The organism is Duganella qianjiadongensis (assembly GCF_009857915.1).
Classification (GTDB): Bacteria; Pseudomonadota; Gammaproteobacteria; order Burkholderiales; family Burkholderiaceae_D; genus Rugamonas; species Rugamonas qianjiadongensis.
Genome location: NZ_WWCM01000017.1, coordinates 64,432 through 89,029, shown reverse-complemented (window position 1 = coordinate 89,029; position 24,598 = coordinate 64,432). Strand labels below are relative to the sequence as shown.

The 24,598-nt window shown below is 60.0% G+C and carries 27 protein-coding genes; 1 reads left to right on the top strand and 26 read right to left on the bottom strand.

Going from position 1 to position 24,598, the window contains the following annotated elements:
• Nucleotides 1-129 precede the first annotated feature (129 nt).
• On the top strand, nt 130-615 hold the full coding sequence (locus tag GTP27_RS19595; RefSeq protein WP_161040826.1) for a coiled-coil domain-containing protein: 486 nt from the start codon (nt 130-132) through the stop codon (nt 613-615).
• Here the strand turns inward: GTP27_RS19595 and tatC are convergent.
• From tatC to GTP27_RS19465, 26 genes are all read right to left on the bottom strand, one after another.
• Nucleotides 612-1,367 carry a twin-arginine translocase subunit TatC gene (gene tatC, locus GTP27_RS19590; protein WP_161040825.1) on the bottom strand — a complete coding sequence of 252 codons (756 nt, stop codon included), beginning with the start codon at nt 1,365-1,367 and terminating at the stop codon, nt 612-614. The two genes, GTP27_RS19595 and tatC, sit on opposite strands and share 4 nt — an antisense overlap.
• Nucleotides 1,368-1,856 carry a Sec-independent protein translocase protein TatB gene (tatB, locus tag GTP27_RS19585; RefSeq protein ID WP_161040824.1) on the bottom strand — a complete coding sequence of 163 codons (489 nt, stop codon included), beginning with the start codon at nt 1,854-1,856 and terminating at the stop codon, nt 1,368-1,370.
• A gap of 70 nt (nt 1,857-1,926) precedes the next feature.
• A complete protein-coding gene (gene tatA, locus GTP27_RS19580; RefSeq protein WP_161040823.1) occupies nt 1,927-2,172 on the bottom strand; it encodes a Sec-independent protein translocase subunit TatA in 246 nt (81 codons plus the stop codon).
• Between the two features lie 151 nt (nt 2,173-2,323).
• Nucleotides 2,324-2,695 carry a histidine triad nucleotide-binding protein gene (locus GTP27_RS19575; RefSeq protein ID WP_161040822.1) on the bottom strand — a complete coding sequence of 124 codons (372 nt, stop codon included), beginning with the start codon at nt 2,693-2,695 and terminating at the stop codon, nt 2,324-2,326.
• Nucleotides 2,696-2,716: 21 nt separating this feature from the next.
• Nucleotides 2,717-3,055 carry a phosphoribosyl-ATP diphosphatase gene (locus GTP27_RS19570; protein WP_161040821.1) on the bottom strand — a complete coding sequence of 113 codons (339 nt, stop codon included), beginning with the start codon at nt 3,053-3,055 and terminating at the stop codon, nt 2,717-2,719.
• On the bottom strand, nt 3,052-3,513 hold the full coding sequence (gene hisI, locus GTP27_RS19565; protein WP_161040820.1) for a phosphoribosyl-AMP cyclohydrolase: 462 nt from the start codon (nt 3,511-3,513) through the stop codon (nt 3,052-3,054). Before hisI ends, GTP27_RS19570 begins: the two co-directional genes overlap by 4 nt.
• 18 nt (nt 3,514-3,531) lie before the next feature.
• The gene (gene hisF, locus GTP27_RS19560) at nt 3,532-4,293 is read right to left on the bottom strand and encodes an imidazole glycerol phosphate synthase subunit HisF (protein WP_155435746.1); all 762 of its coding nucleotides are present in this window, start codon (nt 4,291-4,293) and stop codon (nt 3,532-3,534) included.
• A gap of 4 nt (nt 4,294-4,297) precedes the next feature.
• Nucleotides 4,298-5,086 (bottom strand): 1-(5-phosphoribosyl)-5-[(5-phosphoribosylamino)methylideneamino]imidazole-4-carboxamide isomerase, encoded by a 789-nt coding sequence (hisA, locus tag GTP27_RS19555; protein WP_161040819.1) that lies wholly within the window; start codon nt 5,084-5,086, stop codon nt 4,298-4,300.
• A 63-nt stretch (nt 5,087-5,149) separates the two neighbouring features.
• The gene (gene hisH, locus GTP27_RS19550) at nt 5,150-5,788 is read right to left on the bottom strand and encodes an imidazole glycerol phosphate synthase subunit HisH (RefSeq protein ID WP_161040818.1); all 639 of its coding nucleotides are present in this window, start codon (nt 5,786-5,788) and stop codon (nt 5,150-5,152) included.
• A gap of 13 nt (nt 5,789-5,801) precedes the next feature.
• Entirely contained in the window at nt 5,802-6,392 is a 591-nt protein-coding gene (gene hisB / locus GTP27_RS19545) for an imidazoleglycerol-phosphate dehydratase HisB (protein WP_161040817.1), read from the bottom strand.
• A 30-nt stretch (nt 6,393-6,422) separates the two neighbouring features.
• Entirely contained in the window at nt 6,423-7,517 is a 1,095-nt protein-coding gene (gene hisC / locus GTP27_RS19540) for a histidinol-phosphate transaminase (RefSeq protein WP_161040816.1), read from the bottom strand.
• A gap of 18 nt (nt 7,518-7,535) precedes the next feature.
• The gene (locus GTP27_RS19535) at nt 7,536-8,420 is read right to left on the bottom strand and encodes a DNA-methyltransferase (protein ID WP_161040815.1); all 885 of its coding nucleotides are present in this window, start codon (nt 8,418-8,420) and stop codon (nt 7,536-7,538) included.
• A gap of 37 nt (nt 8,421-8,457) precedes the next feature.
• Nucleotides 8,458-9,774, bottom strand: coding sequence for a histidinol dehydrogenase (hisD, locus tag GTP27_RS19530; RefSeq protein ID WP_161040814.1), 1,317 nt, complete (start codon nt 9,772-9,774; stop codon nt 8,458-8,460).
• Nucleotides 9,775-9,786: 12 nt separating this feature from the next.
• Nucleotides 9,787-10,449, bottom strand: coding sequence for an ATP phosphoribosyltransferase (gene hisG / locus GTP27_RS19525; RefSeq protein WP_161040813.1), 663 nt, complete (start codon nt 10,447-10,449; stop codon nt 9,787-9,789).
• A gap of 19 nt (nt 10,450-10,468) precedes the next feature.
• The gene (gene murA, locus GTP27_RS19520; protein ID WP_161040812.1) at nt 10,469-11,719 is read right to left on the bottom strand and encodes a UDP-N-acetylglucosamine 1-carboxyvinyltransferase; all 1,251 of its coding nucleotides are present in this window, start codon (nt 11,717-11,719) and stop codon (nt 10,469-10,471) included.
• A 2-nt stretch (nt 11,720-11,721) separates the two neighbouring features.
• Nucleotides 11,722-11,958 (bottom strand): BolA family protein, encoded by a 237-nt coding sequence (locus GTP27_RS19515; RefSeq protein WP_161040811.1) that lies wholly within the window; start codon nt 11,956-11,958, stop codon nt 11,722-11,724.
• A 49-nt stretch (nt 11,959-12,007) separates the two neighbouring features.
• Nucleotides 12,008-12,775: an ABC transporter permease gene (locus tag GTP27_RS19510; protein WP_161040810.1), complete on the bottom strand. Its 768-nt coding sequence runs from the start codon at nt 12,773-12,775 to the stop codon at nt 12,008-12,010.
• The gene (locus GTP27_RS19505) at nt 12,772-13,686 is read right to left on the bottom strand and encodes an ABC transporter ATP-binding protein (protein ID WP_161040809.1); all 915 of its coding nucleotides are present in this window, start codon (nt 13,684-13,686) and stop codon (nt 12,772-12,774) included. The genes GTP27_RS19510 and GTP27_RS19505 overlap by 4 nt, the downstream gene beginning before the upstream one ends.
• Before the next feature lie 170 nt (nt 13,687-13,856).
• Nucleotides 13,857-14,276, bottom strand: a complete 420-nt coding sequence (locus GTP27_RS19500) for an STAS domain-containing protein (RefSeq protein WP_161040808.1) — start codon at nt 14,274-14,276, stop codon at nt 13,857-13,859.
• Between the two features lie 11 nt (nt 14,277-14,287).
• Nucleotides 14,288-14,932, bottom strand: a complete 645-nt coding sequence (locus GTP27_RS19495) for an MlaC/ttg2D family ABC transporter substrate-binding protein (RefSeq protein WP_161040807.1) — start codon at nt 14,930-14,932, stop codon at nt 14,288-14,290.
• A gap of 29 nt (nt 14,933-14,961) precedes the next feature.
• Complete coding sequence (locus tag GTP27_RS19490) at nt 14,962-15,813, bottom strand: MlaA family lipoprotein (protein ID WP_161040806.1); 852 nt, start codon at nt 15,811-15,813, stop codon at nt 14,962-14,964.
• Nucleotides 15,810-16,280, bottom strand: a complete 471-nt coding sequence (mlaD, locus tag GTP27_RS19485) for an outer membrane lipid asymmetry maintenance protein MlaD (protein WP_161040805.1) — start codon at nt 16,278-16,280, stop codon at nt 15,810-15,812. Before mlaD ends, GTP27_RS19490 begins: the two co-directional genes overlap by 4 nt.
• A 52-nt stretch (nt 16,281-16,332) precedes the next feature.
• Complete coding sequence (mlaE, locus tag GTP27_RS19480) at nt 16,333-17,118, bottom strand: lipid asymmetry maintenance ABC transporter permease subunit MlaE (protein ID WP_161040804.1); 786 nt, start codon at nt 17,116-17,118, stop codon at nt 16,333-16,335.
• Nucleotides 17,115-17,918, bottom strand: coding sequence for an ABC transporter ATP-binding protein (locus GTP27_RS19475; RefSeq protein ID WP_161040803.1), 804 nt, complete (start codon nt 17,916-17,918; stop codon nt 17,115-17,117). Before GTP27_RS19475 ends, mlaE begins: the two co-directional genes overlap by 4 nt.
• Nucleotides 17,919-18,230: 312 nt before the next feature.
• A complete protein-coding gene (locus GTP27_RS19470) occupies nt 18,231-19,694 on the bottom strand; it encodes a glutamate synthase subunit beta (RefSeq protein WP_161040802.1) in 1,464 nt (487 codons plus the stop codon).
• Nucleotides 19,695-19,733: 39 nt separating this feature from the next.
• Nucleotides 19,734-24,443: a glutamate synthase-related protein gene (locus GTP27_RS19465; RefSeq protein WP_161040801.1), complete on the bottom strand. Its 4,710-nt coding sequence runs from the start codon at nt 24,441-24,443 to the stop codon at nt 19,734-19,736.
• Nucleotides 24,444-24,598 lie beyond the last annotated feature (155 nt).

The following is a 24,598-nucleotide window of genomic DNA, read 5'->3' as shown; positions in this document are numbered from 1 at the left end:
GTTCAACGGGAAACGGGTACTGCTTCTTGGTTTTTGGCTTCTTAGTGGTCATTACGTCGGTCATGGAAAATCCCTTTCGGTATTATTTCATGACCCCGGATTCACACAAAAATTCTGACAGGCTCCGAAATGCAGTCCCTCATTGCGACCTTGCGCAGCGAAGTTCTGGCAATGCTGGGCGCGATGCATAAAGACTTGCAAGGTCAGATCAACACTCTGTGCAGTGACGTGAACGACCTGCGCAGTCAAATGGTTGATCTACGCAGTCAAATAACTGATCTGCACAGTCAAATAACTGATCTACGCAGTCAAATAGCTGATTTGCACAGTCAAATAGCGGGTCTAAGTAGTCAAATAACTGATCTACGCAGTCAATTCGATGACCTGCGCGATCAAATCAGTGATCTGCGTAGCGAAATGACTGGGCTACGTGTAGAAATGCAAGCAGCAATTGCAAGCCTGCGACAGGAGGTCAGCGGCAAGCTGGACGGTCTGACTTTCCGAATCGAACGCCTGGAACATCGTCAAAAAGTGCATTCGTGGCTAATCGGCGCATCACTACTCGTCAACGCCCTCACTTTGTTTGGCGTCGCGGCCCTGCTAGCCCGGACTTAGGCCTGATCTTCCGGCGCCGTGGACAGACGCACGAACATAGGCGCTACCAAGATGCCCAGCTCGAACAGCAGACACATGGGAATGGCCAGCGAGAACATACTGACCGCATCCGGTGGCGTCACCACAGCCGCGACAGCAAAAGCACCAACCACGGCATACGGACGGATTTCCTTAAGCTTGGCCACGCTCACCAGCCCCATACGCACCAGTATCACCACCACCACCGGCACTTCAAAGGTCGCCCCGAAAGCCAGACACATGGACATGACGAAATCGAGATAATTCTCGATATCGGGCGTCACCGCAATCGACTGCGGCGAAAACTCGGCAATGAATTTGAACACGCGGCCAAACACGAAGAAGTAGCAGAATGCCACGCCCGCCATGAACAGGGCCGAAGACGAGATCACCAGCGGCGCCACCAGCCGCTTCTCGTGTGCATACAGACCCGGCGCCACAAACGCCCAGATCTGGTACAGCACCCACGGCAAAGCCAGCACCAGCGCCAGCACCAGCGTTACCTTCATCGGCACCAGAAACGGCGAGGTCACCCCTGTCGCGATCATCTTCGAACCGACCGGCAGCGCAGCGATCATGGGCGCCGCCAGTATGTCGTAGATGCGGGCAGGGCCGGGCCAGATCAGCAGGCCGACGCACATTATCACTACACCGATAGTGGCGCGCACCAGACGGTCGCGCAGTTCGATCAGGTGAGAGATAAAGGTCTCTTCGCCCGGCTTGGAAGTAGTCATTTAGTAAAACGAGGTAGGGGTGTGATTGCGGGGACGGAAGCGTGCCACCCGCGCTGCGCCGGACACCACATGCTGGCGTCCGCCGTGCATCTGCTTGTACCAGCCCGGCACTGCGGCATTGCGCACCAGCTTCTTGCGGCGGAACTCGCGCGCCTTGCGCCTGAGATCCTCTTCCGTGGCGCTGATGATGCGCGTCTCGGCCACCGAGTCCGGCCACATATTCTGGACTTCGGCCACGCTCTCAGCCAGCGAAGCTTCCACATCCTGCTTGATGTTCTGCGCTGCCGCCTGCACTTCTTTCTGCATATTGCGCAGCTCTTCCATCTCGATTTCGCGCGAGACTTCCGATTTGACTTCGCTCAGATAACGCTGGGCACGGCCATACAGCGTACCCGCCATACGCGCCACCTTGGGCAGCTTTTCCGGCCCGATGACGACCAGCGCCACCACACCGATTACCGCGAGTTTGGTCAGACCTAGATCGATCATAAATTTCCGCCATCAGCGCAGGCCGCGCGCCAGCCTCCGGTACACCGGAAGCCAGCCCGCAGGCCGGTGCTTACTGCTTGCTCTTTTCCTTGGCTTCGACGTCGATGGTGCTCTTGTCGGCCACCTGCGCCGGAGCGGCAGAGGGTGCAGAAGCGGCCGGTGCTGCCGCCTTGTCTTCCTCGCCCTTGATACCGTCCTTGAAGCCTTTCACGGCCTTGCCCAGATCGGAACCCACATTACCGAGCTTTTTGGTGCCGAAGATCAGAATTACGACCACCAGCAGTATTGCCCAGTGCAACCAGCTACCTGTACCCATTTCTATTCCCCTTGCAGGACGCACGCGCCCCAAAATTCCGTTGATTCAAAAAACGCCTGCGACAGTATAAGCGAAGCGCCAAAGTCATGCATTTGCAATGTTTCCCTACAAACAACTATGAGCAAGGACGCGCTTTCGCCCTGGGCTGCGCCTAGCGCTGGCCGCGCCACGGGTGCGGCCCGCCGATGATATGCATGTGCAGATGGTACACCTCCTGCCCGCCGTCAGGACCGCTGTTGATCAGGGTCTTGTAGCCGGCGCTAGGGGTGCCGTCCGCAGCGTGCTGCACGCCACAACCGAACTCTGCCGCCAGTTTCGGCGCCAGTGCCAGCATGCGGCCCAGCAGCGGCGCATGCTCCGCCGTACAGGCCGACAGGGTAGCGAAATGCTGCTTCGGGATCACCAGCAGATGCACAGGGGCAGCCGGATTGATGTCTTTGAAGGCCAGCAACTCATCATCTTCATAGACTATGGTAGCAGGAATCTTTTTTTCAGCGATTTTGCAAAACAAGCAGTTATCCACAACAGCTCCGGTTAGACAGGTTTATTCCTTGCGTGCCGCTTTTTCGGCCAGGCCGGACACGCCTTCGCGCCGCGCCAGTTCGTCCAGCACCTGCTGCGGCTTGAGGTCGAACTGGGCCAGCAATACCAGCGTGTGGAACCACAGATCCGCCACCTCGTACAGCACTTTACCGCTATCGGCGCCAGCGCGCACATCTTTGGCGGCCATCACCGTTTCGGTGGCTTCTTCGCCGATTTTTTTCAGGATGGCGTCATCGCCCTTGGCCAGCAGTTTGGCCGTGTAGGAAGTGGCGGGGTCGCCGCCCTGCGCCGGCTTGCGCGCTTCGATAATCTCGGCCAGACGGTCTAGTATGGTACTCATGGGGTGGTCTTTTTCGGTTTGGCGGCCTGCTCGGCCGCGTAGATTTCTGCCGGATCTTTCAGCACCGGTTCCGCCGTCTGCCAGTCGCCTTCCAGCGCATCGCCTTCGAACTTCTGGTAAAAGCAGGAGTGCCGGCCCGTGTGGCAGGCGATGCCGCCGGCCTGCTCGATTTTCAGCAGCACCACGTCTTCATCGCAGTCGAGACGGATTTCCAGCACTTTCTGCACGTGGCCGGACTCTTCGCCCTTGTGCCACAGCTTCTTGCGCGAACGGCTCCAGTACACGGCTTCGCCCAGTTCCACCGTGCGTGCCAGTGCTTCGCGGTTCATCCAGGCGAACATCAGCACATCATTGCTGCCAGCTTCCTGGGCGATCACCGGCACCAGACCATGCTCGTCCCAGTGGATTTTTTTCAGCCATTTAGCCTTGGCGAGGCTGCTTGGAGGAGGCGTAGACATCGTGTTTCCTTTAGTTCCCTATGCCAGACGCATAGGGATACCCTGCTGCGCCATAAACTGTTTGGCCTCCTGCACCGTGTGCTGGCCATAGTGGAAGATACTGGCGGCCAGTACCGCATCGGCCTTGCCCAGCTTGATGCCGTCGGCCAGATCCTGCAGACCGCCCACGCCGCCCGAAGCGATCACGGGGATGCTGATGGCATCCGACACGCCGCGCGTCAGGCCCAGATCGAAGCCGGACTTGGTGCCGTCGCGGTCCATACTGGTCAGCAGGATTTCGCCTGCGCCCAGCTGTTCCATCTTTTTAGCCCATTCGATGGCATCCAGGCCGGTAGCCTTGCGGCCGCCGTGGGTAAACACTTCCCACTTGCCCGGTGCCACCTGCTTGGCGTCGATCGCCACCACGATGCACTGCGAACCGTGCTTGTGCGCGGCGTCGTACACCAGCTGGGGATTGGCCACGGCCGACGAATTCATGCTGACCTTGTCCGCACCGGCGTTGAGCAGGCGGCGTACATCGGCCACTTCGCGCACCCCGCCACCCACGGTGAGGGGAATGAACACCTGCGACGCCACGGCTTCGATGATATGCAGGATCAGGCCACGGTTATCGCTGGTGGCGGTAATGTCGAGGAAGGTCAGTTCGTCGGCGCCCTGCTCGTCGTAACGGCGGGCGATTTCCACCGGGTCGCCGGCATCGCGCAGCTCGGTGAAATTGACGCCTTTGACGACGCGGCCATCGGTCACGTCCAGGCAGGGAATGATGCGTTTAGCGAGCATAGTGTTATTCGGCTTCGTCGTCGACCAGATCGCCGCTCAGTTCATCGGCGCGCACCTGAGCCGTCGCCAGATCGATGGTGCCTTCGTAAATCGAACGGCCGCAGATCACGCCTTCGATACCTTCATCCTGCACCGCGCACAGGGCTTCCACGTCGGCGAGGTTGTGCAGACCGCCCGAAGCAATCACGGGAATCTTCACAGCCTGGGCCAGCTTGACGGTGGCTTCGATGTTCACGCCGCCCATCATGCCGTCGCGGCCGATGTCGGTGTAGATGATGGATTCCACGCCGTAGGCTTCGAACTTCTTGGCCAGATCGATCACTTCGTGACCGGACATTTTGCTCCAGCCATCGGTTGCCACTTTGCCGTCCTTGGCATCGAGGCCGACGATGATGTGACCGGGGAAGGCGCCGCAGGCGTCATGCAGGAAGCCCGGCTCTTTCACGGCCGCCGTGCCGATGATGACATAGCTGATGCCGGCGTCGAGATAGCGCTCGATGGTGTCAAGATCGCGGATACCGCCGCCCAGCTGCACAGGGATTTCGTCGAGATCGTTCTCTTCGGCGTATTCCTGCACCACTTTCAGGATGGCCTTGATGGCTGCTTCGTTTTTCGGCTTGCCGGCAAAGGCGCCGTTCAAGTCGACCAGATGCAGGCGGCGCGCGCCCTGCTTGAGCCAGTGCAGCGCCATGGCGGCAGGTTCTTCGGAGAATACGGTAGCAAGTTCCATATCGCCCTGTTTCAGGCGTACGCAGTGACCGTCTTTCAGGTCGATGGCAGGAATGAGCAGCATGATGATTTGATCAGTAAAGTGAACTGTAAATTGGTGAACGTTAAAGTTATCACTACGCCGGAATCAGGGATTCCAGTGAACGAAATTCTTGTACAGCTGCAGACCCGTGGCAGCACTCTTCTCGGGGTGGAACTGGGTCGCAAAAATATTATCACGTGCCACGGCGCAGCTGAACGGCGCACCGTACACGGTCACGCCCACTGTGTGTTCGGCCACACTGGGGCGGGCAAAATAGCTATGCACGAAATAGAAATAACTATTGTCGGGAATATCCTGCCACAGCGGGTGAGTGGCATTTTGCTGCACCTGGTTCCAGCCCATTTGCGGCACTTTGAAGCGCGAGCCGTCCTCCTGCAGCAGCCCATCGAGCTGGAAACGCACCACCTCGCCGGGCAGCAGGCCCAGACCGGCAGCATTGCCTTCCTCGCTATGCTCGAACAGCATCTGCTCGCCGATGCACACACCCATCAGCGGCTTGTTGCGCGCCGCTGCCAGCAAGGCTTCCTGCACGCCCGATTCGCGCAGGCTGCGCATGCAGTCCGGCATGGCGCCCTGGCCGGGCAGAACGATACGGTCGGCACTGGCTATATCGGCCACTTCGCCCGAAATCACCACATTGGCTTCTGGCGCGACTGCGCGCAGCGCCTGGGCGACCGAGCGCAGATTGCCCATGCTGTAATCCACTACTACGATTTTATTCATGTTGATTGAGCTGTTACAGGCTGCCCTTGGTCGATGGGATGGTGCCGGCAGCGCGCGGATCGAGTTCCGATGCCATGCGCAGCGCGCGGCCGAAGGCCTTGAACACGGTTTCGCACTGGTGGTGCGCATTGGTGCCACGCAGATTATCGATGTGCAGAGTCACGCCGGCGTGATTGACGAAGCCGCGGAAGAATTCCAGCGTCAGGTCGACATCGTAAGTGCCTATCATCGCGCGGGTGAACGGAATATGGTATTCGATGCCCGGACGGCCCGAATAATCGAGCACTACGCGCGACAGCGCTTCATCGAGCGGCACGTAGGAGTGACCGTAGCGGACGATACCCTTGCGGTCGCCGATCGCCTTGGCGACGGCCATGCCCAGCGTGATGCCGACGTCTTCCACCGTGTGGTGGTTGTCGATGTGGATGTCGCCAGTGGCTTCCACTTCCAGATCGATCAGGCCGTGGCGGGCGATCTGGTCCAGCATGTGATCGAGGAAAGGCACGCCGGTATTCAGTTTCTGCTTGCCGGTGCCATCAAGATTGAGCGAAACGCGCACTTGCGTCTCGTTGGTGTTACGGATAATTTCTGCGGTGCGGTTCATGAAAGGCTCGCGATAGCGATGTCGATAACTTCAGGCCGACAGCGATGCAGCAAAGGCATCGAGGAAGGCACGATTTTCTTCCGGAGTACTGACCGTGATACGCAAACAATTGGCCAGCACAGGGTGCATTTTACTCACATTTTTAATTAATACCTTGTTAGACAGCAGTTTCGCGTAGGCATCATCGGAATTTGGCACCCGAATCAAGATAAAATTCGCCGCCGAAGGGAACACCTCCACGCCGGGCAGAGCAGCCATGGCAGCTGCCAGATCGGCGCGTGCGGCGCGCAAAGCACTGGCCTGCTGGTTCAGCACCTCCACATGCTCGAGCGCGAATTCGGCCGCAATCTGGGTCAATACGTTGATGTTGTAAGGAGGCCGCACTTTGTCCAGTTCAGCCAGCAGTTGCGGCGCCGCCGACATATAGCCAAGACGGATACCGGCCAGCCCCAGCTTGGACACCGTGCGCATCACCACCAGATTGGCGAATTCCGGCAAGCGGCCCATGAAGGTATCGCTGGCGAACGGTTCATAAGCTTCATCGACGATAGCCAGTCCAAAACCATCGAGCGCGCGGATGATGGCAACGATGTCGTCGGCGCCGAACAGATTGCCGGTGGGGTTGTTCGGATAGGACAGGAACACCAGCGCCGGACGGTGTTCGTCTATCGCCGCCAGCATGGCCGGCAGGTCCAGCGTCAGATCGGCCTTGAGCGGCACGCCCACGTAATCCATGCCGGCAAACTGGGCCGAACGCTGGTACATCACGAACGATGGCGTAGGCGCCAGCACCACGGCGCGGCGGTCCTGCCGGGCGCAGGCCATGCACAGTATCGAGATCAGCTCGTCCGAACCGTTACCCAGCATGACATCGTAGCCGGCCGGTACGCCCAGCGTCTCGCGCACGCGCTGCTTGAGCGTGGCATACGAGGCGACCGGATAGCGGTTCAGGCTAGCTTCGGCCAGCCGCGCGCCCAGCTGCTGGCGCAATGCATGGGGGAGCTCATAAGGGTTCTCCATCGCATCCAGTTTGATAAAGCCACTGGCATCGGCAACGTGGTAGCTCTGGATGGAGCGCACGTCGGAGCGGATAGTGGTGTTGATCAGGGTGTCGATGGGGGACATCTTGCAAGGGCTCCTAAGCTATGAATTGGCAGAACTTCGTTTCAGCACGGGTTTGCGCGTACGGGGCGCAGCTTTTTTCTTTGCAGCGGCAGGCACGGCCACCGCTGCGGGGGGAGCCGCAGCAGGGGCGGCTGCGGCCAGTTGTTCTTCCCGCGCCAGACGTTCGGCTATGATGGCGCAATAGTCGGGATTGAGTTCGAAGCCGACGAAATGGCGGCCGCAGCGTCTGGCGGCAATTGCCGTGGTGCCGCTGCCCATGAACAGGTCCAGCACCACGCCAGCAGGTGGGCAGGATGCCTTCACCATGCGCTCGATGATTTCCAGCGGCTTCTGGGTGGGATGATCGGCCCGCTCGGGATGCTCGCGGTGCAGACGCGACACGCTCCACAGGTCTTTCGGGTTGTAGCCCACTTCCAGCCATTTGGCCCCCACGAAGATGGAGCGCGAACGGGCTTTCTTGGTTTCGGCGTCGTAGGGAATGCGCACGGCGTCGAGATCGAAGTAGTAGTCCTTGCGCCGCACGAAAAAGCCTATGGTGTCGTGCACCGACGAGTAGCTGCGCACGCTGCCGCCCATGGACGGTACGCGGCGGTCCCAGATGATCTCGTTCATCATCGTCATGCGCTGTTTCAGCAGCACGAAAATCTCGGGCGAAAAACGCCACGTGAGGAAGATGTACAGGCTGCCGTTAGGCTTGAGCTTGGGCAGGGCGGCATCGATCCACTGCTCCGTCCAGCGCAGATAGTCTTCCACCGTCTGGCTGTCGGAATCGTTGCCGTAGTCCTTGCCCAGATTGTAGGGCGGGTCGGTCAGTATCAGATCGACAGCACCATCGGGGATGCGCGCCAGCCCGGCTAGCGCATCCTCGCAAAATACCTGATCGATCCAGCCGGCTGCCGTCATGGTGGTGAATACTGTCCTGTGTGCTGTATCAGACGGCTTACTTCAGCCGCAGCTCGGCGCTGCGGGCGTGCGCCTGCAGGCCTTCGCCATACGCCAGTTCGGCGGCCACCTTGCCCAGCGTCTGGGCACCGGCTTCGCTGACATGGATCAGCGAAGAGCGCTTCTGGAAGTCGTACACACCGAGCGGCGACGAGAAGCGCGCCGTGCGCGAAGTGGGCAGCACGTGGTTAGGGCCGCAGCAGTAGTCGCCCAGCGATTCGGACGAATAGCGGCCAAGGAACATAGCGCCGGCGTGGCGAATCTGGTCGGCCCAGCGCTGCGGATCTTCGGCCGAGATTTCCAGGTGTTCCGCCGCGATCGAGTTGGCAATTGCGCAGGCTTCGGCCATATCGGCCACCTTGATCAGCGCGCCGCGATCGGTCAGCGAAGTGCGGATCACCTCGGCACGTGGCATGGCTGGCAGCAGCTGGTTGATGCTCGCTTCCACTCTGGCGATGTAGTCGGCGTCAGGGCACAGCAGAATGGACTGGGCCAGTTCATCGTGCTCGGCCTGCGAGAACAGGTCCATGGCTACCCAGTCCGGATCGGTAGTGCCGTCGCAGATAATCAGGATTTCGGAAGGACCGGCGATCATGTCGATGCCGACGATGCCGAACACGCGGCGCTTGGCAGCAGCAACATAGGCATTGCCGGGGCCGACGATCTTGTCCACCGGACTAATCGTTTCGGTACCGTAGGCCAGTGCACCGACCGCCTGCGCGCCGCCGATGGTGATCACGCGGGTAACGCCGGCAATCGCCGCCGCCGCCAGCACCATCTGGTTCTTCACGCCGTCCGGCGTAGGCACCACCATGATGATTTCCTGCACACCGGCCACATGAGCCGGAATCGCGTTCATCAGCACCGACGAAGGATAGGCAGCTTTACCGCCCGGCACATAGATGCCCACGCGGTCCAGCGGGGTAATCACTTGCCCCAGCACCGTGCCATCGGCTTCGGTGTAGCGGAAACCTTGCAGCTCCTGCTTTTGGCGTTGGTGGAAGGCGCGGATGCGCTGCGCCGCCGTTTCCAGTGCGCTGCGCTGGGCGGCGGGAATCGCTGCCAGTGCTGCCTGCAGTTCGGCCGTGCCGATATCGAAGGCCGCCATGCTGGCCGCGCCACCGTTGGGGATGCGGTCGAATCGGTTGGTGTATTCGAGCACGGCGGCATCGCCGCGCGCTTTCACATCGGCCAGGATGCCGGCCACGGCACGTTCGATTGCTTCATCCGTACTCGCTTCAAATGCCAGCAGGGCATCCAGAGACTTTTTGAAATCAGCTTGGCTTGAATCTAGCTTGGTAATCTGAATCGACATGATGGGTGTGCTTTATTTTTTAGAGGCGCGCTCGAAGGCCTCGATGATCGGTTGCAAGCGCTCGCGCTTGAGCTTCAGGGCCGCCTGATTCACGATCAGACGCGAGGAAATGTCCATGATGGCTTCCACTTCCTTGAGGTCATTGGCGCGCAGCGTATTGCCGGTGCTGACCACGTCGACGATGGCGTCCGACAGGCCCACCAGCGGCGCCAGTTCCATCGAGCCGTACAGCTTGATCAGGTCGACGTGCACGCCCTTCTTGGCGAAGTGCTCACGCGCCGTCTGCACGAACTTGGTGGCCACGCGCAGACGCGCGCCCTGACGCACAGCCGTTTCGTAATCGAAGCCGTTGCGCACGGCTACCGACATGCGGCAGGCCGCGATGTTCAGATCGATGGGCTGATACAGGCCTTCGCCGCCGTGCTCGAGCAGCACGTCCTTGCCGGCCACGCCGAAATCGGCCGCGCCATGCTGCACATAGGTCGGCACGTCGGTGGCGCGCACGATGATCACGCGCACATCCGGGTCATTGGTGGACAGAATCAGCTTGCGCGAAGTCTCCGGGTTTTCGCTCACGGTAATGCCCGCTGCTTCCAGCAAGGGCAGGGTGTCCTCGAAAATACGTCCCTTCGACAGCGCCAGTATCAGCTGCGAGTTGGCCTGAAATCCGCTCATGGTTATTCCTAATGTATTTTTACTTGATGCGCTGGATGTCCGCGCCCACTGCCGACAGCTTGACTTCCATCTGGTCGTAACCGCGGTCGAGGTGGTAGATACGGTCGATCAGGGTTTCGCCGCGGGCGGCCAGCGCTGCAATCACCAGCGAAGCGGAAGCACGCAGGTCGGTCGCCATCACCGGCGCGCCTACCAGCTGTTCCACGCCCTTGATAAAGGCCGTGTTGCCGTCGGTCTCGATGGCCGCGCCCAGACGGTTCATCTCCTGCACGTGCATGAAGCGGTTTTCGAAGATGGTTTCCGTGACGCGGCTGGCGCCGTCGGCGATGGTGTTCACCGCCATGAACTGCGCCTGCATATCGGTGGGGAAGCCCGGATATTCGGTGGTGCGGAAGGTCACAGGGTGGGGACGCTTATCCATCTGCGCGCGGATCCAGTTATCACCTATGGTCAGCTGCAGGCCGATTTCGCGCAGCTTGTCCAGCGCCGCATCCATAATATCGACGCGGGTATTGCGGATGGTGATGTCGCCGCCGGTGGCCGCTACCGCGCACAGGAAGGTAGCTGCTTCGATACGGTCGGAAATCACGGCGTGCTTGGCGCCGTGCAGTTCGCTCACGCCTTGTATGGTCAGGCGGTTGCTGCCTATGCCTTCGATCTTCGCGCCCATGGCCACCAGCAGGTTGGCGAGGTCGGTCACTTCCGGCTCGCAGGCGGCGTTTTCGAGGATGGTTTCGCCTTCGGCCAGGGTAGCGGCCATCAGCAGGTTTTCCGTCCCCGTCACGGTGATCATGTCGGTCACGATGCGCGCGCCTTTCAGCTTGGCGCACTTGGCGTAGATATAGCCGCCTTCGATGGTGATCTCGGCGCCCATGGCTTGCAGGCCCTTGATGTGCTGGTCGACCGGACGCGAACCGATGGCGCAGCCGCCCGGCAGCGATACCTTGGCCGAACCGAAGCGGGCCAGCAAGGGGCCCAGTACCAGGATCGAGGCGCGCATGGTTTTCACCAGCTCGTACGGCGCTTCCAGCTTGTCGATGGCGCTGCCGTTGAGGGTCACGCGGTCGCCGTCCTGCTGCACTTTCAGGCCCGTCTGGCCCAGCAGCTTGAGGATGGTGGCCACATCGTGCAGATGCGGCACATTGCTCAGTTCTACGTCGCCCGAAGTCAGCAGACCGGCGCACAGGATAGGCAGGGCAGCGTTCTTGGCGCCGGAAATGGTGATCTCACCTTGCAGGCGGTTACCGCCCTGTATCAGCAGCTTGTCCATACTTATCCTTGGTATTCTTCAGGGGTCAGGGTTTTCATCGACAGCGCGTGAATTTCTTCGCGCATGCGGTCGCCCAGCGCGGCATATACCAGCTGGTGGCGCTGCACCATGCGCTTGCCGGCAAAGGCCGGCGAAACGATCACTGCCTGAAAGTGCTGGCCGTCGCCTTCCACTTCCAGATGGGTGCATTCGAGACCGGCGCTCAGGTAGCCGTGGATCAGTTCCGGGGTAGTAGTCATGATGGTGTCCTTATCTATGGGGTGCTTGGTGGCGCACTTACTGGTACGCTTAATGGCGCAGACGATAGCCGCTTTGCAGCAGGCGGATCGCCAGCAATGCCAGCGCCACGAGGAAGGCCGCGACGATGCTCACGCTAATCAGCGGATTGACGTCGGACTGGCCGAAGAAACCGTAACGGAAGCCGTCTATCATGTAGAAGAACGGATTCAGGTGCGACACCGTGAGCCAGAACGGTGGCAGCGAATGGATGGAATAGAACACGCCGGACAGGAAGGTCAGCGGCATGATCAGGAAATTCTGGAACGCGGCCAGCTGGTCGAATTTCTCCGCCCAGATACCGGCAATCAGGCCCATGGTGCCGAGTATGGCCGCGCCGAGCAGGGCGAACACGGCGATCCACAACGGCGCCGTGAACGACAGGTGGGCAAACCACGCCGTCACGACAAATACGCCGGCGCCCACCACGATGCCGCGCACCATGGCAGCGATCACATAGGCCGAAAAGATTTCCCAGTGCGACAGAGGGGTCAGCAGCACGAACACCAGATTGCCCGTGATCTTGGACTGGATCAGCGACGAGGAAGCATTGGCAAAGGCATTCTGCAGCACGCTCATCATCACCAGCCCCGGAATCAGGAAGGCGGTGTAACTGACATCGCTATACACCGTCACGCGGCCTTCCAGCACATGGCCGAAGATCAGCAGATACAGCATGGCCGTCAGTATCGGCGCGGCGATGGTCTGGGTCGCCACCTTCCAGAAACGCAGGGTCTCCTTGTACACCAGCGTGCGGAACCCGATCGAGATGAAACTCATACGCTCCCCTTGTCCATAATCTGCAGGAAGATATCTTCCAGGTCGGCCTGCTGCAGCTGCATTTCGTCGAGCTGCACGCCGCTCTCGCGCAGGCGCGCGAGGATAGGTTCGACTTCGGCGTAGTCATTGATACGCAGGCTGTACTTGCGGCCATCGTCGCTCAGTTCCGGATGGCTGACCAGATGGCGCAGGTCGGCCGGCAGTTCGCCCTGGCGCAGGTTCAGCACCAGCTGCGAGCCGGAGATGCGGCGGATCAGCGCCGCCATGCTGTCGAGCGCCACCACCTTGCCCAGCTTGAGCATGGCCACGCGCTTGCACATGGCCTGGGCTTCTTCCAGATAGTGGGTAGTCAGCACCACGGTGTGGCCTTCGCGGTTCAGGCGGGTGATGAACTGCCACAGAGTCTGGCGCAGTTCCACGTCCACCCCGGCGGTCGGCTCGTCGAGCACGATCACGGGCGGCTTGTGCACCAGCGCCTGCGCCACCAGCACGCGGCGCTTCATGCCGCCGGACAGCGCGCGCATATTGGTATCGGCCTTGTTGGTCAGATCGAGGTTGTGCATCACCTCGTCGATCCACGCGTCGTTGTTGGGCAGGCCGAAATAGCCGGACTGCAGGCGCAGCGTTTCGCGCACCGTGAAGAAGGGATCGAACACCAGTTCCTGCGGCACCACGCCCAGCTTCTTGCGCGCGGCACGGAAATCGCCCGTGACGTCGTGGCCGTGGATGGTGACTTTGCCCGCATCCGGACGGATCAGACCCGCGATGATGGAAATCAGGGTGGTTTTACCGGCACCGTTAGGGCCTAACAGACCGAAAAATTCACCTTCTTCGATGGTCAGGGACACGCCACCTAGTGCCTGGAGCGACTTGTAGCGCTTCTCGACATTCGTTATTTGGATCGCTGTCATGCTTGGTTTATTCGTTAGGTGCGGCGGCTTTAATCCGGCGCGAGGTGCCCGAGGGCGGGGACTACTGGGAAAGCCACGGCACTCCGGCTGCGGCAACCTTCAATTATAGGGGAAATTGACGGGAACCGAGCCAGAGCGCTAGTTTCTGGCCTGATTCCATGAGGCGGGGGTCAATGATGTTGCTGAGGCTCGGGGCTGGCGCCCACTTTCAGCTTGGCGGTGTCGGGCTGGCCGGTCACCGCGTGGAACTCTTCATGCAGAGGATTTGCCGACGCTGCCTCGCCCGGTTCCAGCTGTACCGAAGTGGGGAACAGCAGCGAGCACACGCCATACAGCTTGGTCAGGCTTTGCAGCGCTGGCGGCAGGTTTTTCAGTTCCAGCCGCAGGCCGGCATCCTGCGCCGCCTTTTCCCATGCCAGCAGCACGGACACAGCTGCCGAATCCACCGTCAGCACGTAACGCAGGTCGAACACCGTCTGGCCGGCCTTGAGGGCAGCCAGACCGCGCTCCAGCACCGCCGTAGCGTTCTGCACGTTCAGAGTGGTGATCGATTTGAAATCGTCAATGGCTTCGGCAACAGCAGTAGACATGGCAGACAGACTTATTTAGCGACAGGTTTCAGTGGTTTATTGGCCAGCTTCTTGTTCTTTTCGGTCAGCGCCTTGATCAGGCCATCCATGCCGCCCTTGCTGATTTCCGAAGCGAACGTACCTTTGTAGGTTTCCACCAGCCATGCGCCCAGTACATTGATATCGTAGATTTTCCAGCCGGTAGGCGATTTGGCTACGCGGTAGTTGAGCGGAATCGGCTCGCCGCGCGCCACGTTCACCTGCGAACGCACTTCCACTTCGGTGTCGGTCGGATCGGCACGCAAAGGCTTGAACTCGATGGTTTCATCCTTGATCTGCGAGAGAGCGCCGGAATAGGTGAAGATCAGCAGGGTGCGGAACTGGTCCGACAGGGCTTTCTGCTGCTCGGGCGAAGCGTCGCGCCAGAAGCGGCCCGCTGCCAGTGCGGTCATGCGCTGGAAGTCTACGTACGGCAGGATCTTGTTTTCCACCAGATCCATCACCTTTTTCTGGTCGCCGGACTGGATCGCCTTGTCATTTTTGGCGATATCGATCACTTCCTGGCTGATACGTTTCACCAGTGCATCTGGTGCCTCGTTGGCTGGTACGGCAGCCTGCGCCATGGTTGCAGCGAAGGTCAGGCCCGCTGCAGCGATAAGTTGTTTAATAAAAGTCATGTTTTTTACCTATGAAGTGTTCTTCGGGTTCACGGGCTGACAGAAGTTGCAGCCAGAGCACCAGAGTTTACCTCTTTTGGCGCGACCGCGGCGGCCATGGGCGCAGAAATTGCCGCAGTAGCAACAGGTTCGCTGGCCGGTACCGCCTCGTAAGCCGTCTCATCGCCCTGTTTCTTGCGCTTGGGCGCATCGTCGTCGTCCGGATGGATCAGGCTTTCACGGCGCTGCAGGAAACTGTCGCGGATGAACTCGTAGCGATCCAGTGCCGCATCTTCCAGCAGGGTGGAAGCGTCAAGCAGACCGGCGCGCTGGTCGATGGCGCGCAATGCCGTACCACTGTTGCGGATATACACAGGTTCCTTGTAGCCCCAGATATCGCCTTTCACATCAATAGGCAGTACCACCGCGTCCCGCACGGTGGAAGGTCCCAGCAGCGGCAGCATCAGGTAAGGCCCCGATGGCACGCCCCAGGTACCCAGCGTCTGGCCGAAATCTTCCTTGTGCTTGGGCAGACCGGCTTCCGAAGCGATGTCGAACAGGCCGGCGATACCCAGCGTGGAGTTGAGGGCAAAACGGGTCACATCGGACAGGCCGGCTTCGCCTTTGCCCTGCAGCAGATTGTTCACGCCCGTCCACGCATCGGCCAGATTGCCGAAGAAGTTATTCACGCCGGTCTGCACGAACGACGGCAGCACCGTGTGATAAGCCGTGGCAGCCGGTTTCAGCGCATAGGTGTCGACCGTGTCATTGAAGGTGAACATGGCACGGTTGAAGTTCTCGTAGGGGTCGCGCGGGTTGGGACCGGCGCAACCGGCCAGCAGCAGCGTCAGGCCCAGTGCCAGCGCGGCACGGCCCGAGGATTTGGCGAGAGGCAGACTCATTTACTGTCCTTTCCTTCAGCGGCTTTGCTGTAGATGAACTGGTTAATCAGGTCTTCCAGTACGGCAGCCGACTGGGTGCGGGCGATCTTGTCGCCAGCCGCCAGATTATTCATATCGCCACCCGCTTCGATGCCCACATACTGCTCGCCCAGCAAGCCCGAGGTCAGGATCTTGGCCGAGCTGTCTTTCGGGAACTTGTAAGTTTCTTCCATATTCAGCGTGACCAGCGCCTGATAGCTTTTGTCGTCGAAACGGATCTCGCCCACGCGGCCCACTACCACACCGGCAGCTTTGACGGGCGCTTGCGGACGCAGGCTGCCGATGTTGTCGAATTTGGCGGTGACCGGATAGACCTTGGCGAAAGACATGGATCCCATGTTGCCGGCCTTCAGTGCAAGGAACATCAAAGCGGCTACGCCGACGACGATGAACAGACCGACCCAGACATCCAGAGATTTACGTTGCATAGTGATTCCTTCGTTACATTATCTTGTTTGCGCGCAGCGATACTTACGCCGCTTATTTGCTGAACATCAGCGCCGTCATCATGAAATCCAGCCACCAGATCATCAGCGACGAGATCACCACCGTACGGGTAGTGGCACGGGCCACATCTTCCGGCGTAGGCTGGGCCTCGTAGCCCTGATACAGCGCGATAAAAGTGATGGCAATGCCGAACACCACGCTCTTGGCGAAACCGTTGTAGATATCTTTCCAGATATCGACGCCATCCTGCATCTGCGACCAGAACGCGCCGTTATCGACCCCGATCAGCTGCACGCCGACCAGATAGCCGCCGAACACGCCCACCGCGCTGAACACGGAAGCGAGCAGCGGCACGGAAATCACGCCGGCCCAGAAGCGCGGCGCCAGCACGCGCTGGATAGGGTTAACCGCCATCATCTCCATGGCCGACAGCTGCTCGCCCGCTTTCATCAGGCCGATTTCGGCCGTCAGCGAGGTACCGGCACGGCCGGCAAACAGCAGCGCCGTAATCACGGGGCCCAGTTCGCGGCTCAGGCCCAGTGCTACCAGCAGGCCCAGCGACTGTTCCGCACCGTATTTATTCAGCGTGTAATAGCCCTGCAGACCCAGCACCATGCCGACGAACAGGCCAGACAGGGTAATGATCAGCATCGAATAGTTGCCGATAAAGTGCAGCTGCTCGATGATCAGGCCAGGCCGCTTGAGCAGGCCAGGCGACACTTTCAGCACATTCAGAAAAGTGCGGGCGCCGTAGCCTATGCTCTCGATGAAGTCGCGCAGGGTAGCGCCTAATCTGGATAAACCGTTGCGTATTCTCATGCCTGTGCTCCCAGACCCAGATCATCGGCCAGCGATTTGCCGGGGTAGTGGAAGGGCACCGGACCATCGGCCTCGGCATTGACGAACTGCTTCACGTACGGATCGGTCGACACCATCATTTCGTCCGGCGTGCCATGGGCGACGATCTTGCCTTGGGATAAGAAATAAACATAATCAGCGATGGCGAAGCACTCTTTGACATCGTGCGACACCAGCACCGTGGTGGAACCGAGCGCCGTATTCAGGTTGCGGATCAGATTGGCGGTGACGCCCATCGAGATCGGGTCCAGACCGGCAAACGGTTCGTCATACATAATCAGTTCCGGATCGAGCGCGATGGAACGGGCCAGCGCCACACGGCGCGCCATACCACCGGAAATCTCGCCCGGTTTCAGTTTGGCCGCATTACGCAGCCCTACCGCGTGCAGCTTCATCAGCACCAGATTGCGGATCAATTCTTCCGGCAGATCGGTATGCTCGCGCAGCGGGAACGCCACATTCTCGAATACGGTCAGGTCGGTAAACAGGGCGCCATGCTGGAACAGCATGCCCATTTTGCGGCGCAGCAGATACAGACCGGCAGTATTTAACTGATGCACGATCTGACCGTGCACTTTGACATGGCCGCGCTGGGGCCGCAACTGGCCGCCGATCAGGCGCAGTACCGTGGTCTTGCCGCTGCCGGAGCCGCCCATGACGGCCACCACTTTTCCACGCGGGAAGTCCATCTGCAGGCCCGACAAGATCGCGCGCTTCCCGTATGCAAAGTGTAAATCACGGATTTCGACAAGATTGGACACGTCAGAACTCATTGTTTTTAATGCCGTATTGTAGTTCAGAAAGGAGTAAGTCTGCTGACGCACCCCTGAACAGGCTGGCGAGGCCCACCAAATGGCAGATAATACAACATTAATGAATCCCCAGTCAGCAATTTACACATGACATCAAATGTTACATTGCTGCACTGCACTAAAGCTGGCGCCAGCCGCCCTGTGCCGACGTTCGAGCGCACGGAATATTGTTGAATAGACCAGCGCAGAATAAAAAAAACCGGTGGCTGCGGGGATCACCCGTACACCACCGGTGGGAACGAAGCGGTAATGATCGGCTAATTAGCGCGGCAGTACCGAACTACCCATCAGGAACTCGTCCACCGCACGGGCGCACTGACGACCCTCGCGGATCGCCCACACCACCAGCGACTGGCCACGGCGGACGTCGCCGGCGGCAAATACTTTAGGCACGTTGGTCTGGTAGCAGCCGTTGCCATCGGTACTGGCTTTGGCGTTACCACGTGCATCTTTGTCCACACCGAAGGCTTCCAGCACGTTGGCCACTGGCGACACAAAGCCCATGGCCAGCAGCACCAGATCGGCTTTCATTTCGAACTCGGAACCTTCGACTTCCGTCATCTTGCCGTCTTTCCATTCCACGCGGCAGGCGATCAGCTTCTCGACTTTGCCGCCTTTGCCTTCCAGACGCTTGGTGGCCACTGCCCAGTCGCGCGAGCAGCCTTCGTCGTGCGACGAGGAAGTGCGCAGCTTGGTGGGCCAGTAAGGCCAGACCAGCGGCTTGTTTTCCTGCTCAGGCGGCATAGGCATCAGTTCGAACTGGGTCACCGAAGCGGCACCATGGCGGTTGGAGGTACCCACGCAGTCAGAACCCGTGTCGCCGCCGCCGATCACCACCACATGCTTGCCGGTCGCCTTGATCTGGTCTTTGACCTTGTCGCCGGCATTGACCTTGTTCTGCAGCGGCAGGAAGTCCATGGCGAAGTGCACGCCCTTCAGTTCGCGGCCCGGCACAGGCAGATCGCGCGGCTGCTCGGCACCGCCAGCCAGCACCACGGCGTCGTAGTCTTTTTCCAGATCTTCGGGGAAGATGGTTTCCTTGGCCCAGTTGTTGACGTTGGCAGGGAAGTCCTTACCGACCAGCACACTGGTGCGGAACACCACGCCTTCGGCCTGCATCTGCTCGATGCGGCGGTCGATATGCGATTTTTCCAGCTTGAAGTCAGGAATGCCGTAACGCAGCAGACCACCCACGCGGTCGCTCTTTTCGAACACCGTCACGGCATGACCGGCGCGTGCCAGCTGCTGGGCAGCGGCCAGACCGGCAGGACCGGAGCCGACCACGGCCACTTTCTTGCCCGTCTTGACTTCCGCCACCTGCGGCGTCACCCAGCCATGTTCCCAGCCTTCGTCGATGATCTTGTGTTCGATCGACTTGATGCCCACCGGTGCTTCATGGATGCCCAGCGTACAGGCCGCTTCGCACGGTGCCGGGCAGATACGGCCGGTGAACTCGGGGAAGTTATTGGTCGAATGCAGGGTTTCCAGCGCTTCGCGGTAGTTACCGCGATACACCAGATCATTCCAGTCAGGGATGATGTTGTTGACCGGGCAGCCGTTGTTGCAGAACGGGATGCCGCAATCCATGCAGCGTGCGCCCTGGATGGTGGCTTGTTCCTTGGTCAGCGGAATGACGAATTCGGAATAGTTTTTCAGGCGCGTGGCAGGTGGCAGATAGCCTTCGTCCTGACGCTGGAATTCCATAAAGCCGGTGATTTTACCCACGATAGTTCCTTAAATATGTTCTGTCTCAGTGCCGGTTTCTTAGGCAGCAATCGGTTGCGCGGCGGCCAGCTCGGCCATTTCAGCCAGCGCCCGTTTGTATTCGTTCGGGAACACCTTGACGAATTTGCTGCGGCCTTCTGCCCAGTTATCCAGCAACAGGCGGGCACGGGTACTGCCCGTATGCTTGAAGTGGCGCTCGATCAGACGCTTGAGGATCACTTCATCTGCTTCGCGGCCCGTATCCTTGTGCTGGATGTGGAAGGTGGCAGCATGCGCATCCTGCTCCTTGGCCGACAGCACCGGCTCCAGCGACACCATGGAGGTGTTGCAGCGGCTGGCGAAATCGCCGTCCGGATCGTACACATAGGCCACGCCGCCCGACATGCCGGCTGCGAAGTTACGCCCCGTGCTGCCCAGTACCACCACCGTACCGCCGGTCATGTATTCGCAACCGTGGTCGCCCGTGCCTTCGACGATGGCGGTAGCGCCCGAGTTACGCACGGCAAAACGCTCGCCGGCCACGCCGTTGAAGAAGGCTTCACCGGCGATCGCGCCGTACAGCACGGTGTTACCGATGATGATGTTGTTCACTGCCCAGCCACGGAATTCCGTGTTCGGACGCACGATGATGCGGCCGCCCGACAGGCCTTTACCCACGTAGTCGTTACCCTCGCCCACCAGATCGATGGTGATGCCGTGCGCCAGGAAGGCACAGGCCGACTGGCCAGCCGTACCTTGCAGCTGGATGTGGATGGTGTCGTCCGGCAGACCGGCGTGGCCGTAGCGCTTGGCCACTTCGCCCGACAGCATGGTGCCGACGGTGCGGTTCAGGTTTTTCACCGGCGAGATGAAGGAAACGCGCTCGCCTTTTTCCAGCGCCGCCTTGGCCTGCGCGATCAGCTTGTGATCGAGCGCCTTGTCCAGACCGTGATCCTGCTCCATCGTGTGATAGATCGCATCGCCGTTCGGCACTTGCGGTGCGTAGAAGATGCTGCTGAAGTCCAGACCTTGCGCTTTCCAGTGCGAGATGGCTTTCGATTTGTCCAGCAGATCAACGCGGCCGATCAGTTCGTCGTAGGTACGGATACCCAGTTGCGCCATCAGCTGGCGGGCTTCTTCGGCTACGAAGAAGAAGTAGTTGACCACATACTCCGGCTTGCCGGAGAACTTGGCGCGCAGTACCGGATCCTGCGTCGCTACGCCGACCGGGCAGGTGTTCAGGTGGCACTTGCGCATCATGATGCAGCCTTCCACCACCAGCGGTGCGGTAGCGAAGCCGATTTCGTCGGCGCCCAGCATGGCGGCGATGACGACGTCGCGACCGGTACGCATCTGGCCATCGGCCTGCACGCGGATACGGCTACGCAGGCCGTTCAGTACCAGCGTCTGCTGGGTTTCAGCCAGACCCAGTTCCCATGGCGTACCAGCGTGTTTCACCGACGACAGCGGCGAAGCACCGGTACCGCCGTCATGACCGGCCACCACCACGTGGTCAGCCTTGGCCTTGGTCACACCAGCGGCCACGGTACCGATACCGACTTCCGATACCAGCTTGACGGAAATCGAAGCACGCGGATTGGCGTTCTTCAGATCGTGGATCAGCTGGGCCAGATCTTCGATCGAGTAGATGTCGTGGTGCGGCGGCGGCGAGATCAGACCTACGCCCGGCACGGAGAAGCGCAGGGTAGCGATGTATTCCGACACTTTGTGGCCGGGCAGCTGGCCGCCTTCGCCGGGCTTGGCGCCCTGTGCCATCTTGATCTGGATCTGGTCAGCGGAGTTCAGGTAGGCAGCGGTCACACCGAAGCGGCCCGAAGCCACCTGCTTGATGCGCGAACGCAGCGAGTCGCCTTCCTGCAGCGGAATGTCGACCACCATCTGCTCTTTGCCCATCACGCTGGCCATGGTTTCGCCCTGCTTGATCTTGATGCCTTTCAGATCCATGGTGTAACGCGATGGATCTTCGCCGCCTTCGCCCGTGTTCGACTTGCCGCCGATACGGTTCATGGCCACGGCCAGCGTCGCGTGGGCTTCGGTCGAGATGGAACCCATCGACATGGCGCCGGTCGCGAAACGCTTGACGATTTCCTTGGCCGGTTCCACTTCGTCCAGCGGAATGGCTTTGCTCGGATCGATCTTGAACTCGAACAGGCCGCGCAGGGTCAGGTGGCGCTTGCTCTGATCATTGATGATCTGGGCGTATTCCTTGTAGCTGTTGTAGTTGTTGCTACGGGTCGAATGCTGCAGCTTGGCGATGGCATCCGGCGTCCACAGGTGGTCTTCACCGCGCACGCGGAAGGCGTATTCGCCGCCGGCGTCCAGCTTATCGGCCAGCACAGGGTCGTTGCCGAAGGCCAGATGGTGCAGGCGCAGGGCTTCTTCCGCCACTTCGAACACACCGATGCCTTCTACGTTGGAGGCGGTGCCGCGGAAGTATTTGTTCACCAGCGATTTGTTCAGACCGACGGCTTCGAAGATCTGCGCGCCGCAGTAGGACATATAGGTGGAGATGCCCATCTTCGACATCACCTTCATCAGGCCTTTGCCGATGGCTTTGGTGTAGTTGTAGACGGCTTGTTCGGCGCTCACGTCGCCCGGCAGACCCGGCGCCATTTCGGCCAGAGTTTCCATCGCCAGATACGGGTGGATGGCTTCGGCGCCATAGCCGGCCAGCAGGGCGAAGTGGTGGGTTTCGCGGGCCGAACCGGTTTCCACCACCAGACCGGTGGAAGCGCGCAGGCCTTTGCTCACCAGATGCTGGTGGATGGTGGACGTGGCCAGCAGGGCCGGAATGGCCACGCGGTCAGCGGCCACCGAACGGTCGGTCACGATCAGGATGTTGTGGCCCGATTTGACGGCGTCCACGGCTTCGGCGCACAGCGATGCGAGGCAGGCTTCCACGCCTTCCTTGCCCCATGCCAGCGGATAGCAGATATTCAGTTCATACGATTTGAACTTGCCGCCCGTGTGCTGGCTGATGCCGCGCAGACGTGCCATATCGTCGAAGCCCAGCACCGGCTGCGACACTTCGAGACGCATAGGCGGGTTGACGTTGTTGGTATCGAGCAGATTAGGTTTCGGGCCGATGAAGGACACCAGCGACATCACCATCGCCTCGCGGATCGGATCGATAGGCGGGTTGGTGACCTGGGCAAACAGCTGCTTGAAGTAGTTGTACAGCGGCTTGAGCTTGTTGGACATGACCGCCAGCGGCGAGTCATTACCCATCGAACCGGTGGCTTCTTCGCCGTTGGTCGCCATAGGCGCCAGCACGAATTTCAGGTCTTCCTGGGTATAGCCGAAGGCCTGCTGGCGATCCAGCACGGAAGCCACGGCTTTTTCGCCCGGCGCGGCGCTGTACTTGACGCGGTTGACGGCCAGCTGGCTTTCGCTCAGCTTGATTTCGTTGAGCTTGATACGCACGGCGTTAATCCATGCCTTGTAAGGCTTGGCGTTGGCGTAGGTGTCTTTGAGTTCCTTGTCGTCGATGATGCGGCCTGCTTCCAGATCGATCAGGAACATCTTGCCCGGCTGCAGACGCCATTTCTGGATGATTTTCGATTCCGGTATCGGCAGCACGCCCGATTCCGACGCCATCACCACCAGATCGTCGTCGGTGACGATGTAGCGGGCAGGGCGCAGACCGTTACGGTCCAGCGTACCGCCGATGTAGCGGCCATCGGTGAAGGCCATGGCGGCCGGGCCGTCCCATGGTTCCATCATGGCAGCGTGGTATTCGTAGAAGGCGCGACGGTTGTCATCCATGGTGCCGTGGTTTTCCCACGCTTCCGGAATCATCATCATCATGGCCTGGGCAATCGGATAGCCTGCCATCAGCAGCAGTTCCAGCGCGTTGTCGAAGCAGGCGGTGTCGGACTGGCCTTCGTAAATCAGCGGGAACAGCTTGGCCAGGTCGTCGCCCAGCACGGCCGATTTCATCACGCCTTCGCGGGCGCGCATCCAGTTGAAGTTGCCTTTAACGGTGTTGATCTCGCCGTTGTGGGCCAGCAGACGGTAGGGGTGAGCCAGCGGCCACTCGGGGAAAGTATTGGTGGAGAAACGCTGGTGCACCAGTGCCAGTGCCGAGATGCAGCGCGCATCCTGCAGGTCTTTGTAGTACACGCCTACCTGATCGGCCAGCAGCAGGCCTTTGTAGACGATGGTACGGGCCGACATCGAGGCCACGAAGAATTCTTTACCGTGGATCAGTTTCAACGCCTGGATGGCGTGGCCCGAGGATTTACGGATCACGTACAGTTTGCGTTCCAGCGCATCGGTCACCATGATGTCGGCGCCACGGCCGATGAAGATCTGGCGGATCACCGGCTCTTTCGCGCGCACGGTGGGCGACATCGGCATGTCGCTGTCGACCGGCACATTGCGCCAGCCCAGTACAACCTGACCTTCGGCACGCACGGCGCGCTCGATTTCCTGTTCGCAGGCGATGCGCGAAGCGTTTTCTTTCGGCAGGAACACCATGCCCACGCCGTATTCGCCCGGAGGCGGCAGTTCCACGCCCTGCTTGGCCATCTCGTCGCGGTAGTACTGGTCGGGAATCTGGATCAGGATACCGGCGCCGTCGCCCATCAGCGCGTCCGCGCCCACGGCACCCCGGTGATCGAGGTTCTTCAGGATCAGCAGACCCTGTTCCACAATGGAGTGGCTCTTATTGCCCTTGATATGGGCGACGAAACCGACGCCACAGGCGTCATGTTCATTGGACGGATCGTACAGACCTTGGGCTTTCATGAGTTCTCCACTGCAATTTGACTAACGAAAAACTAGAGTAGTGCAATGCAGCAGAAAACTCAACAAGAACAATTAGGGTCGGAGTCGAATTAATTTTTTAAAAGATGCCGAAAAAATTAATTAGGGACAGAGTGGTGTGGGCAAATAAAAAACCA